This is a genomic window from Parasphingorhabdus marina DSM 22363 (assembly GCF_900128895.1).
GTDB classification, from domain to species: Bacteria; Pseudomonadota; Alphaproteobacteria; order Sphingomonadales; family Sphingomonadaceae; genus Parasphingorhabdus; species Parasphingorhabdus marina.
On the sequence record NZ_FSQW01000001.1, the window covers coordinates 1,293,453 to 1,305,742 of the forward strand.

General features: G+C 59.2%; 12 protein-coding genes. 5 read left to right on the top strand and 7 right to left on the bottom strand.

The genetic code is table 11. The features are described 5' to 3' along the window. Positions 1-42: 42 nt before the first annotated feature. Positions 43-1,167 carry a tRNA epoxyqueuosine(34) reductase QueG gene (gene queG, locus BUQ90_RS06585; RefSeq protein WP_074204241.1) on the top strand — a complete coding sequence of 375 codons (1,125 nt, stop codon included), beginning with the start codon at positions 43-45 and terminating at the stop codon, positions 1,165-1,167. Here the strand turns inward: queG and BUQ90_RS06590 are convergent. Together BUQ90_RS06590 and BUQ90_RS06595 are read right to left on the bottom strand one after the other, a co-directional pair. After that, positions 1,164-1,529 (bottom strand): hypothetical protein, encoded by a 366-nt coding sequence (locus BUQ90_RS06590; protein WP_074204242.1) that lies wholly within the window; start codon positions 1,527-1,529, stop codon positions 1,164-1,166. The genes queG and BUQ90_RS06590 overlap by 4 nt on opposite strands. Next, positions 1,526-2,218, bottom strand: a complete 693-nt coding sequence (locus tag BUQ90_RS06595; protein WP_074204243.1) for an EI24 domain-containing protein — start codon at positions 2,216-2,218, stop codon at positions 1,526-1,528. The genes BUQ90_RS06590 and BUQ90_RS06595 overlap by 4 nt, the downstream gene beginning before the upstream one ends. A gap of 145 nt (positions 2,219-2,363) precedes the next feature. On the opposite strand from BUQ90_RS06595, the gene BUQ90_RS06600 reads away from it, so the two are divergent. Continuing rightward, entirely contained in the window at positions 2,364-3,362 is a 999-nt protein-coding gene (locus BUQ90_RS06600; RefSeq protein WP_074204244.1) for an adenosine kinase, read from the top strand. 18 nt (positions 3,363-3,380) lie between these two features. On the opposite strand, the gene BUQ90_RS06605 is transcribed toward BUQ90_RS06600, so the two are convergent. The 3 genes from BUQ90_RS06605 to tsaD all read right to left on the bottom strand — a co-directional run bounded on the left by BUQ90_RS06605 (position 3,381) and on the right by tsaD (position 7,047). Then, positions 3,381-4,838 carry a lipopolysaccharide biosynthesis protein gene (locus BUQ90_RS06605; protein WP_074204951.1) on the bottom strand — a complete coding sequence of 486 codons (1,458 nt, stop codon included), beginning with the start codon at positions 4,836-4,838 and terminating at the stop codon, positions 3,381-3,383. 188 nt (positions 4,839-5,026) lie between these two features. After that, positions 5,027-6,007 carry an NAD(P)H-dependent glycerol-3-phosphate dehydrogenase gene (locus BUQ90_RS06610; protein ID WP_074204245.1) on the bottom strand — a complete coding sequence of 327 codons (981 nt, stop codon included), beginning with the start codon at positions 6,005-6,007 and terminating at the stop codon, positions 5,027-5,029. Between the two features lie 5 nt (positions 6,008-6,012). Further along, positions 6,013-7,047: a tRNA (adenosine(37)-N6)-threonylcarbamoyltransferase complex transferase subunit TsaD gene (gene tsaD / locus BUQ90_RS06615; RefSeq protein ID WP_074204246.1), complete on the bottom strand. Its 1,035-nt coding sequence runs from the start codon at positions 7,045-7,047 to the stop codon at positions 6,013-6,015. 41 nt (positions 7,048-7,088) lie between these two features. Here tsaD and hemC point away from each other — a divergent pair, with 41 nt between their 5' ends. The 3 genes from hemC to BUQ90_RS06630 are packed head-to-tail and all read left to right on the top strand — an operon-like array spanning position 7,089 to position 9,748. After that, a complete protein-coding gene (gene hemC, locus BUQ90_RS06620) occupies positions 7,089-8,048 on the top strand; it encodes a hydroxymethylbilane synthase (RefSeq protein ID WP_074204247.1) in 960 nt (319 codons plus the stop codon). After that, positions 8,045-8,731, top strand: coding sequence for a uroporphyrinogen-III synthase (locus tag BUQ90_RS06625; RefSeq protein WP_074204248.1), 687 nt, complete (start codon positions 8,045-8,047; stop codon positions 8,729-8,731). Before hemC ends, BUQ90_RS06625 begins: the two co-directional genes overlap by 4 nt. A gap of 42 nt (positions 8,732-8,773) precedes the next feature. Continuing rightward, entirely contained in the window at positions 8,774-9,748 is a 975-nt protein-coding gene (locus BUQ90_RS06630; protein WP_074204249.1) for a mitofilin family membrane protein, read from the top strand. 4 nt (positions 9,749-9,752) lie between these two features. Here BUQ90_RS06630 and BUQ90_RS06635 read toward each other — a convergent pair whose 3' ends face one another. Continuing rightward, positions 9,753-10,151 (bottom strand): acyl-CoA thioesterase, encoded by a 399-nt coding sequence (locus BUQ90_RS06635; RefSeq protein WP_074204250.1) that lies wholly within the window; start codon positions 10,149-10,151, stop codon positions 9,753-9,755. Beyond that, positions 10,148-12,226, bottom strand: a complete 2,079-nt coding sequence (locus tag BUQ90_RS06640) for a S9 family peptidase (RefSeq protein WP_074204952.1) — start codon at positions 12,224-12,226, stop codon at positions 10,148-10,150. Before BUQ90_RS06640 ends, BUQ90_RS06635 begins: the two co-directional genes overlap by 4 nt. Positions 12,227-12,290 lie beyond the last annotated feature (64 nt).

Genomic DNA, 12,290 nt, shown 5'->3' on the forward strand with positions numbered 1-12,290 from the left:
ACGGCTTTCATATGGCGACTGACTGACAGATAGTGTGCACCTATGGCCAATGACAAGTTAAGATTGACCCAAGATCTGGAAAGAAGGGCGAGAGAGGAAGGTTTCGCCGCTTTTGGCATCGCCCCAGCGGATCTGGCACCGGAGGCCGGAAAACGATTGCAGACATGGCTGGCCGAGGGCTGTCATGGCGACATGATCTGGATGGCAGATCGGGCCGGGCAGCGCGCAAGCCCGACCGCGCTATGGCCTGACACCCGTTCGGTCATCATGCTCGGCATGAGCTATGCACCTGACCGGGATCCATTCGCGCTGGAGCATGTCCGGGATCACGGTCGTATATCGGTCTATGCGCAGGGCAAGGATTATCATGATATCGTCAAGCGGGCACTGAAGCGCCTGGCCCGCTGGCTGGTCGACCGGAGCAATTGCGAGGTCAAGGTCTTCGTGGACACTGCCCCGGTTATGGAAAAGCCGCTGGCAGAAGCCGCCGGTCTGGGCTGGCAGGGCAAACATACCAACCTCGTCAGCCGGGACCATGGCAGCTGGCTGTTTCTCGGTGCCATTTACACTACGCTGGACCTGGAGCATTCTCTGGCAGGGCAGGACCGCTGTGGCAGCTGCAGCGCCTGTCAGGATATCTGTCCCACCAATGCCTTTCCAGCGCCCTACAAGCTGGATGCACGCGCCTGTATTTCCTACCTGACGATTGAGAACAAGGGACCGATACCAATCGAATTCCGGACGGCGATTGGCAACCATATCTATGGCTGCGACGACTGCCTGGCGGTGTGTCCCTGGAACAAGTTCGCATCGGCCGCTGCAAGCCAGAAAGCGTTCCTGCCCCGCGCGGAACTGGCTGCACCGGCCTTGTCCGATCTGCTCGATATGGATGATGCCGGGTTTCGCCAGATCTTTTCCGGTTCGCCGATCAAGCGCACTGGGCGCAACCGCATGGTACGCAATGCCCTGATTGCCGCCGGCAACAGTGCGGACAAAGGCCTTGTACGGGCGGTACGAAAACGACTGTATGACGATGAGCCGGTGGTTCGCGGCGCCGCCGTCTGGGCGCTTTCACAACTCGACAGTTCAGCCTTCGAGGAAGAGAAAGCCCGGCATGTCGATCGCGAAAGCGATGCCCATGTTCTTGAGGAATGGTCCCGGGACTAACGGGTGCGCAAGGCGTTGACGCAGGATACCCGGTCAACAACTGCTCCGTCACTGCGCCGGGTGTCGATATGGGTCACCCGGTTTTCTCCGCCATTTGGAGAAGGATAGAGATAGGCGTCGAGGATACAGGCCCCGCTCGAAAACTGCAGTTTTCGCGCCGGGGGCTCGGACACGTCCGCGCGTGGATTGCCGAACAGGCGCACCAGCTGTCGCGCGGTCTTGCCCATGACCAGATCGAGGCCGGCCACATCATTCAGAGCCGATTGCGCTGCTGTCGGCAATGCCGGAGCCGGTGGAGGAATGGTTGAGGCGCACCCGGCGACGGCCGGCAACATGGCAAAAATGGCCAATTTGCGGATCATGGGGCGGTGGATTCCTGACGCTGCATATGAACCATGTGTGTAGCCATAGCGGCTCCGATAACCGGCGCAAGAAAATTGACGAACGGGATGGCAAGCAGCAAGGCAGTGACCAGTCCGAGTCCGAAACGCGGAGCTTTGGACAAGGCCATCTCCTGACCACCAGTACCGGAATCCTGGGCATGGCGCGCCACGACCATGTCTTGCAGATCGCGGCCGATCAACAGGGCGTTGACCGCGAAAAAGACGACCGGCGTGCCGATCGCGGTGAACAACAAGAGGATATAGACCGGCAAGGCGAGGATATTATAGCCGAGGGCGCGTCCGGCAGATGCCAGCCCCATTTTCAGACCCGTGACATAACCGGGCGGCCGCGCGGAAACGGCCTTGTCCGGATAGTGCCGTGCCTCGACCGCATCGACAACCATGTCGGAGAAGATGTTGAGAACGAACATCGCGATGACGCGAAACAGGAAAACGGCGGCAAATATTGCAATCACTGCCGCCGTGGCAGCGGCGGCCAGTCCGCCATCGCCCAGGTTCATCCAGGCAAATAACCAGGTGAGACCATACCAGACGCCCACCCCCAGTATCACCAGCAGCAACAGAGTAATGCCGACTACTTTCAGCAACAGCATAAGGATCTTGCGATCATTTAACTGGCTGATCGACAAAAGCAGGGCATTGAGCATGGACCGACCATGTCACGGTTCTGGCGTCAGCGTCAATTCGATAAGGGCAAACTGGCCATCAGGGCCAAGACGGGATTCTGCTTGAAGCCGGGCGTCGATGCCCCTAACTGCCGATCCAGTTCGTTCGAGATCAAAAGGATATTTCATGACCACCGAAGCCCGCTACGATATTGTCGCCGTAGGAAACGCCATTGTTGACGTTATTGCCCAGTCTGACGACAGTTTTCTGGAGGAGGAGCAACTGGTCAAGGGATCCATGGCTCTGATCGATGCCGACCGGGCTAAGGAATTGTACCGTGATATGGGACCGGCTCGTGAAATCAGTGGTGGTTCGGGCTCCAATACTCTCGCCGGCGCGTCCACTTTGGGCCGCCAATGCGCCCTGATTGCCCAGGTTGCCGATGACCAGCTGGGTGAAGTCTTCACGCATGACATTCGTGCCACCGGGATCGATTTTGATGTCCCGCCGCTGGGCAAGGAACCACCGACCGCCCGCTGCCTGATCTTTGTGACGCCCGATGCGCAACGCACGATGAATACCTTTCTCGGAGCGTCGCAGTTCCTGCCCCCCGCTTCGGTCGATGCCGACCTGATTGCGAGTGGTGCGATCCTTTATCTCGAAGGCTATCTGTGGGACGCCGAGGAGCCCAAGGCAGCGATGGCACTGGCGATTGATATTGCCCGGGAAAATGACCGCAAGGTTGCTTTCACTCTGTCCGACGGGTTCTGCATCGCCCGCCATCGCGCGGATTTCGTCCGGCTCATTGCGGACGGGAAGATCGACATTCTGTTTGCCAATGAAGAAGAGATCAAGTCGCTGTGTGAAACCGAAGATTTTGACGATGCGGTGGCCCGGACGGCGGCCCAGGTTGAAACGCTGGTAGTTACCCGCAGCGAAAAGGGTGCAATTGCCGTTCGGGACGGGAAAACCCATGCAGTGGCCGCCGAACCGGTTGACAAGATTGTCGACACAACCGGTGCCGGTGATCTGTTCGCAGCCGGTTTCCTGAGCGGATATGGCGAGGGCCGGTCGATGGAAGATTGTCTCACCATGGGTGCGATTGCTGCTGCCGAGGTGATTTCCCACTATGGCGCACGGCCGGAAGCTGATATCAGGGCGATGGTTGCCGAGCGTCTCGGATAGTCTTCCCGGGCGCCGGGATCAGCTCTTCATCTTGAACAGCGTCCGGTCTTCCGGGCCAAATCCCCATTTCCAGATCACATAGGCGTAACTGCCGAGGATCATCGGGATGCCGATGATCAGTTCGGCCCATTCCGGAAGATAGGTTGCGAGATAGCCGACAGCCGTCCCGACAATAGCCGCGAGTATCAGTGACCAGCGCCAGCCATTGACCGAAGCGCCGAGCAGTTTTGACAGGAAGATCGCCTTCACCAGCGAGGCGTAGGCGAGAGCGACCATCAGCGCCGCGGCGACGCCGGCAGCCTGGTACAGCGGGCTCAATCCCAGACGCATGCAGATTTGAATGAAGGCTACACTCAGTCCCGCCTGCAGCAACAGCATCGACAGCGAGATCAGCAAATTGCGGTGCCGGGCGATATAGACGAGCGCAGATTCGCTGACAACGGCCGTAGCAGCAACGGCTTCCGCCGCCAGCAGGAAGGCGAGGGCGCCCGTTCCGCCGACGAAATTGGGTCCGACCAGTCCCATCACCGCTTCGCCGGGAATGGCCAGCGCCAGCGCTATCCCGGCCTGTGCGGCAATGATCCAGAAGCCGACCTGGCTGACTTGTGCCGCGATGCCTTTCAGATTGCCGGCTTCGAGATTGCGGGTAATGACCGGACCCAATATCGGGTCAAAGCTCGTCTTGAGCTTCTGCGGCAGGCTCGCGACCTGCTGGGCGACATAGTAGATCCCGACAATGGCGGGGGAGGCGAAAAGTCCAAGAATGGCGAGATCCAGCCTCCTTGAGCCCCACTCCACGGCATCCGCTGCGGCAAGGGGCATGTTGCGGCGGGTGATTGCGGCGAGCTGCAGGGGCTTGGGACGCCACCCCCAGGGCAGACCATAGCTGCGCATCAGTGGCCATAGCGCCGCGGCCAGCGCGGCGAGCATGGAGACAACATAGGAGATGATAAGACCGTCACGCAGCGACCAGAACGGCATTGTCTCCCAAGCGAAAAGGACGGCCACGATGCTGATGGTCCAGGGTTCGACAATGGACCGCGCGCGCACTGTCGAGGCGATATCATAGCGATAGGCAAGGGCCGCGAGCGCGACATCCGCGCCGGCAATCGCAAAAATAACAACGGGCAGAAACCGGTCGAATCCGTTGATCTGGCTGTTCGGAAACATGATTTGCGGAAAGGCGATCAACAACCCGGCCGCCACCGCGGATGCGAAAAAGCTGACGATCAGACCGTCCCACACCACATGCACATGAGGTCGTTCGGTGCGGCTCAGCTGCTCCGCGAGACCACGTTTCAGGCCCAGTGTAGCAATCTGAGCGGCGAATTCGATGACCAGGATTGCATAAGCGAACCGTCCAAGCGCCTCCGCACCATACATGCGGCCGGCCACGAACAGGAACGGGAGGCGAGCAGCCAGCCGGAGCAGAAAACCGAAAATATTGGTCCGGCCACCTTTGGCCAGCGCTGCAATATCTTCCCGGGATTCGCCGTCAGTGGAGGAAGAACCGGGAACCGCCGCACCAGTGGATCCTGAGGATTCAGGGCTGTTCAAAAGGTTTTTCTCCGGCAATTGACGGTTGTATTTTGATGATGCCAACCCGCTTAGCCGAGCCTGCCGGACTTGTCATCTTTTGGTCCGGTTGCCATCAGGCCCAACTGTCAGCGGCGTTCGGCAACCAGCGGCCGGGACATCAGGCGTTCGACCACCTGCCTGACATGTGCCTCGCCGGAAAGCAGCGCGCAAACCGCGTCAACAATCGGCATATCGACCTCGCGCGACCGGGCGTCCTGTTGCAATACCGGTGCGGTAAAAGCTCCTTCCGCAACTGTGGACCGATTGGACATCAGGCTTTCGGCAGACTCGCCCGCTCCCAGTCCCCGACCGAGAGAGAAGTTGCGTGAGCTTGTCGACGAACAGGTCAGGACCAGATCTCCCAGGCCGCACAGGCCAGCGAGCGTTTCCGGTCGGGCGCCCCGGTCCTTTCCGTATCGCTGCATCTCGGCAAATCCGCGGCCGATGAGCGAGGCGCGGGCATTTTGTCCCAGTCCTGCACCATCGACGACCCCGCATCCGATCGCGAGCACATTTTTGACTGCACCGCCGATTTCTGCACCGATAATGTCATCCGAAAAATAGGGCCGGAACGCGGTCTTGGCGATGGCCGGATAAAGCCTCTCCCAGAGCGCCTCATCCTCGCAGGCCAGCGTGAGCGCCGTCGGCAGACCACGGGCGACTTCATGCGCAAAGGTCGGACCGGACAGGACCGCCAGTGGATTGTTCGGGCGCAATTCACGGGTCACATCGCTCATCAGCATTCGGGTGTCAGCTTCAATGCCTTTGCTGCAGAGGATCAGAGCGGCGTCGGTATCCGACAGGGCGCTGAGGCTTGCGCGCAAATGCTGTGCCGGCGTGACTACCAGAATGCCATCACAATCTGACAGTTCGTCAAGTTCGCCCGTTGCCCGGATTTCTTCGCGCAGCCTGTGGCCTTTTAGAAAACTCGAGTTTTCATGGCTTTCATTGATTTGCGCAACCACTTCGGGTTCACGGGCCCAGAGCAGAAGCTCCGGCTGACCTTCAGACAAAACCTGAGCCAGCGCCGTGCCCCAGGCACCACCGCCCATCACGCCCAGTTTCATATTACTCATGCCTTGACCCCCGCGCCCCGGGCCTTTTCGGCATCGGGATCAAGTGGCCAGCGGGGCCGGGCGGCGATATCCAGCGGGTCCGTCAGCCCGGCCGCGAACCGCTCGGCACCAGCCCATGCGATCATTGCCGCATTGTCGGTACAGAGCCAAAGCGGCGGGGCGGTGAAGGTCATGTCATTTTTACTGGCTACTTCTTCGAGCATCGCGCGCACCGGTCCGTTCGCCGCCACACCTCCTGCCACGACCAGTTGCCCTACCGGAGGGTTGTCGCGCAGCGCCTTTTCCAGGCGGTCCTGCAGGCAGTCGACCACGGCCTGTTGAAAAGAGGCGGCAATGTCTTCCTTTTTATACTTTCCGGTGTCGAACGCCCTGACGACCGCACTTTTGAGGCCCGCAAAGGAAAAATGCGGCTCCGCGCTGCCGGTGAGCGGCCGGGGCAGCGGCACGGCATCGGCGTTTCCAGACCGGGCCATTTCTTCGACCTTCGGACCACCAGGATATCCCAGGCCCAGAATTTTCGCTGTTTTGTCAAAAGCTTCGCCGGCGGCATCGTCAATCGTGGTGGCGATACGGCGATACTGGTTCACGCCGTTGACCAGCAAAATCTGGCAATGGCCACCGGACACGAGAAGCAGCATATAGGGAAAGGCCAGCTCCGGATTGACCAGACGGGGCGAGAGAGCATGGCCCTCCAGATGGTTGACCGCAACGAGCGGTTTGTCGGCTGCCATGGCCAGTGCCTTGCCGGTAACCAGCCCGACCATCACGCCGCCGATCAGTCCCGGACCTGCCGTTGCGGCAATCGCGTCGACATCGCTGAGCGTCAGTCCCGCTTCCTCCAGTGCGGAATCGATCAGGGGCGTGATGCTTTCGGCATGAGCCCGCGCGGCAATTTCCGGTACGACTCCGCCATAAGGCGCATGCTCGGCCTCCTGACCGGCCAGCTTGTGTGCCAGAATTTCCCGGTCTGACGTGACCAGCGCGGCGGCTGTTTCGTCACAACTGGACTCAATACCCAAAATGATGCTCATCACGCGTTTACTTACGCGCTGGAAGGATTAGGACAAGGGCTATGACAAAAATCCATGATCCCAGCTCTGCCGCAAAGCCGGGAATTGACCGTCCGCTCCGTCTGGGAACCCGGCAGTCACCACTCGCCTTGGCACAGGCGGAAATGACAGCAAAAGCGCTGGTCGCCGCCCATCGCTGGTCTGCGGATCAGGTGGAACTGGTGCCGATGATTGCCAGCGGCGACCGAATTCTCGACCGGTCTCTGGCCGATGCGGGCGGCAAGGCGCTGTGGACGAAGGAACTTGACCGGTCACTGGCAGCTGGCGAGATTGATTGTGCCGTACACAGCATGAAGGATGTGGAAACCATCCGGCCCGAGGAATTTGTCGTTGCTGCCATGCTGGAACGGGCGGACATTCATGACCGGCTGGTTGGCGCGGAAAATATCGATGCGTTGCCACATGGCGCTATTGTCGGCACCGCGTCCCCCCGTCGCAAGGCCCAGCTATTGCGTCAGCGCGATGATCTGGATATCCGGCTGATCCGCGGAAACGTCCAGACCCGGCTGGCGAAAATAGCGGCGGGCGAATATGCAGCCAGCCTGCTTGCCGCAGCAGGCCTTGACCGATTGGGCATGGATGACATCGGAACGGACATTTCCGACGAGCTCATGCTGCCCGCCCCGGCACAAGGTGCGATTGGAATCGAAACCCTTCGGGAAGCGCAGGCAATACGCGACTTGCTGTCAGATATTTCCTGCTCCGCGACCTTTCAGGCGGTCATGGCTGAACGGGCGTTTCTGGCGGAACTGACAGCGGACTGTCACAGTCCTGTGGCTGCCAATGCGGTGGTGCAAGACACGCAACTGTGCCTTCGTGCAGAGATTCTGCTTCCCGATGGCAGTGAATCTGTCAGTGATTCAGTCGAATTCGCGAATGATGACAAACAGGCGCCGGCGCGACTGGCCAACAGCCTGCTCGGTCGCGCCAGTGCGGAATTGAAGGCTGTTTTCGGCCGATGAGTCTGCCGGTTCTGATCCTGCGTCCTCGCGACGGCGCCGAAGGAACCGCGTCCAGGGTTCGAGAGCTCGGTTTCGAGCCGATAGTGGACCCGCTGTTCGAAGTAGAACCCATAAACTGGGATCCACCCGATTCCGGTCTGTTCGACAGCCTGTTGCTAACCAGTGCCAATGCGGTCAGGTTTGCCGGAGACGCGCTGCAGGAATATTCCGGGCTACCCGTTCTTGCCGTGGGAGACAGAACCGCCGAAGCTGCGCGGAAAGCGGGTCTGGATGTTGTGGAAACCGGAGACGGCGGGGCCGCCGATCTGATCGGGCAGTTGCCGACGGACCGATATTCTCGAATATTGCGCCTGACCGGAAAGGACCATGTTGTGCTGGACCCGGGCGGGCGGGAGATCGTGTCTTGCAAGGTATATCGTGCCGGTGCGTTATCCCTTGGCCCGAACGCCCGAAAGGCCATTGCCGAAGGCTGCGCTGTATTGCTTTTCTCGGTCCGGGCCGCCCGGATTGTCGAAAGTGAGCTGCGTTCAGCGGAAATTTCGCCGATACACTGCCATGCATTGGCGCTTTCGGACAATATTGCCTCCGGCCTGGCACTGGCATGGAAAGGCCTGCATGTTGCGGAACAACCCACCGAGGATGCTTTACTGTCTCTTCTCCCCCCTCTATGCTTCGCGCCCTGACCGACGGGTGATCTTTCGGCAGCGGCCGCCAAAGGAGATGGGATGAACCGGGACTATGAAAATCTGAGAAGCGCAGGCGGAAAAAGCAATCTGACCCGCAATGTGCTGATTCTCATGATCGTCGCATTCATTGGTGGTGCGATCCTTACCGGATGGATTCTCTCGCGTTACAATCCTTTTGATCCGGCCAGCGAAACAGTCGCGGTGGAAACACCGGCGGCCGCCGAAGCGCAAGCCGCCGATGATCCGGCCGCTGCGCTGGCCAAACGCATTGATGCCGATGGCACAGTGTTGCCGGCACCAGCGCAAGTTCAGGAGTCCGAACCGGAACCGCCGATTTTGACTCCCGATATCGAGCGGGCCCTGGCTGTTCGGGTTGCCGATCTGGAAGACCGGTTGTCGCGAATCAATGTGCAGGCCCAGGCCGCTTCCGGAAATGCCGCCCGTGCGGAGGGCCTGCTGATTGCATTTGCGGCGCGCCGAGCCCTCGATCGGGGCTCGCCACTGGGATATATCGAATCGCAATTGCGCTTGCGCTTTGGTGATGCGCAACCCAAGGCGGTCACGACGATTATCAACGCCTCCAGGGAGCCAGTAACGCTTGAAGAACTGGCGTCCGGACTGGACGATATCGGACCCACATTGACTAGCGGATCCAGTGGCCAGGGCTTCTGGACCGATGTTCGCCGCGAACTTTCCGAACTGTTCGTGATCCGCCGCGACGGTACGCCGTCTCCGGCACCCCAGCAGCGCCTGCTCCGCGCGGAGCGCTATGTCGAAAATGGCAATGTCGATGCAGCAATAACCGAAATCGACCGCTTGCCGGGAGATATTGAAAGCAATGAAACGGCAAGCGCCTGGATGGAGCAGGCACGGCGCTACAACGAAGCCCGGCGGGCACTGGATGTTATCGAAACGGCGGCGATTCTGGAACCGCAACAATTGCGCACGGCGGAAGGATTGCGGGTGGAACAGCAGTCTCCACTGGCCCCTGTAGAGCCTATCCCTGCGCCCTGAGACACTATTCCGGACTGAGAAACAGTGCAGCGAGGGCAGGGGGTACTCTGACCGGCCGTCCCGTTGCCCGGTCAATTATCGCCCAGTTGGTCTTTGCTTCCACCTTGATATTGCCGTCCGGCCCGGTGAAGCAGACATTACGCCAGAAACGTGCGCCCTTGGGTGGTTCCGATATCCAGGTCCGGCCCGTCACGGTCTGTCCGGCCTCTACATTTCCGCGATAGTCAATCTCGTGCCGGGTCACGACCCAGATATAGCGATCGACATATTCCTGCGGTGCGACGGCATTCCAGTGGACTGTCGCGATATCCTGAATCCAGCGGACCCAGACCGCATTGTTGACATGACCCAGCTCGTCAATGTCGCTCTGCTGCGCGGTAATGTGGAGAAAATGCTCATTCATTCGGACGGTTTGGTCATGCCCATTTGCCAGAGAATGAAGGCAAATTCTTCGGCCGTTTCCTGCACCCGGTTCCATCGCCCCGATTTTCCGCCATGGCCCGCTCCCATGTTCATTTTCATCAGCAGCATATTGCCGTCTGTCTTGGTAGCGCGCAATTTGGCGGTCCATTTTGCCGGTTCCCAATAGGTGACGCGCGGGTCATTGAGGCCACCCGTGATCAGCATCGGCGGATAATCCTGCGCGCTGACCTGGTCATATGGGGAATAGCTGCGGATATATTCAAATGCCGCCTTGTCGGTGATGGGGTTGCCCCATTCCGGCCATTCGCCAGGAGTAAGGGGTAGACTGTCGTCCAGCATGGTATTGAGTACGTCAACAAAGGGGACGTGCGCTACGACCGCTCCCCACAGATCCGGATCGCTGTTGACCACCGCGCCCATGAGCTCGCCGCCAGCCGAACCGCCGGAGGCACTGATCCGGCCTTCGGAGGTGTAGCCTTTCGCAGCAAGGCCTTTGGCAACATCCACAAAGTCATTGAACGTGTTGGTCCGCTGCATCAACTTACCCTGCAGATACCACTCGCGGCCCAGGTCGTCGCCGCCACGGATATGCGCGATCGCGTAGATGAAACCGCGATCAACCAGCGACAGGCGGCTGGTCGAGAAGCTGGGCGGAACGGCATAGCCATAGGCCCCGTAGGCATAGAGGTGAAGCGGCGCGGATCCGTCCAGTCTGGTCCCCTTTTTGTAGACCAGAGACACCGGGACCATGGCGCCATCCCGCGCCTTGATGGCCAGGCGTTCGGTGGCGTAGAGTTCCGCGTCATAGCCAGACGGAATCTCCTGGACCTTCAGCGTTTCCAGCTGCTTGTCGGCGAGATGATAGTCGTAGACCGTATCTGGCGTGACCATCGACTCATAGCTCAGCCGCAGCTTGTCCACGTCATATTCCGGATTGTTGCTCAGGCCGGCATTGTAGCTGGCTTCCGGAAAGGCGATCCGTTGCACGTCTGAGGGATCGGACCAGGATCGGATTTCAACCTGATCAAGCCCATTCTGCCGGCCTTCGGTGACAAAGAATTGCCTGAAGGCGGTCATGCCAGTGAGATAAAATTCATCCGAACCGGCAATCACGGTGGTCCATTCTCCCGGGTTGTCGATCGACGCGCTGGCCAGCCGGAAATTCACATGATCATCATTGGTCAGAATGTACAATTTGCCATCATGTTCCTCGACGGAATATTCGCGACCTTTCTGTCGCCTGGAAACCAGAATGGGATCCGCCGTCGGATCATTTGCGGGCACAAGCCGCACTTCGCTGGTTTCATTGTCGCCAGTGGCAATGGTGATATATTTCTCTGACTGGGTCAGACCGATGCCGACCGTGAAACCGTCCTGCTCTTCCTTGTAGAGCTCGATATCCTTGGACACATCAGTGCCCAGAACATGCAGCCGTGCATTGTCGGTCCGCCAGTTGGCATTGGCGAGGCCGTAAAGCAGGCTTTGGGAATCTGCCGACCAGACCAGGCTGGAAAGAGTCCCGGGGATGATGTCAGGCAGTTCTTCGCCTGTCACCAGATTGCGAATATGGACATCAAATCGCTCGGAGCCATTATCGTCATAGGAATAGGCCAGCAAATTGCCATCCGGCGAAACCGAGAACGCACCTAGCCGGAAATATTCCTTACCCTCGGCCAACGCGTTTTCATCAAGGATCAACAGTTCCTCGCTGCCTTCCACGGCACGCTTGCGATACCATTTGCGATATTGCGCACCCTCATCGAAACGCGTCCAATATGTCCAGTCGCCATCCTTTTGGGGAACGGAAGAATCATCTTCCTTGATTCTGGCCTTCATTTCTTCGAACAGTGTTTCGGTCAACGCCTTCTGCCCCGCCATGTTCTGCTCGAACCAGCGATTTTCCTCCTTCAGATAGGCGAGCACATCTTCATCGTCGATTTTCGGGTAACTCTGATCCTTGAGCCAGTGCCAGGGATCGCTGATCGTGTAACCGTGGCGTTCGAAACTATAAGGGCGCTGCTCAGCGACAGGTGCTTTTTCCAGTTTTGTTGTCATATTCTCTTCTGTTTTTTCGGATTGGGCAAGGGCCGGGCCGGGCAAGGACAAAGCCGTCGATATC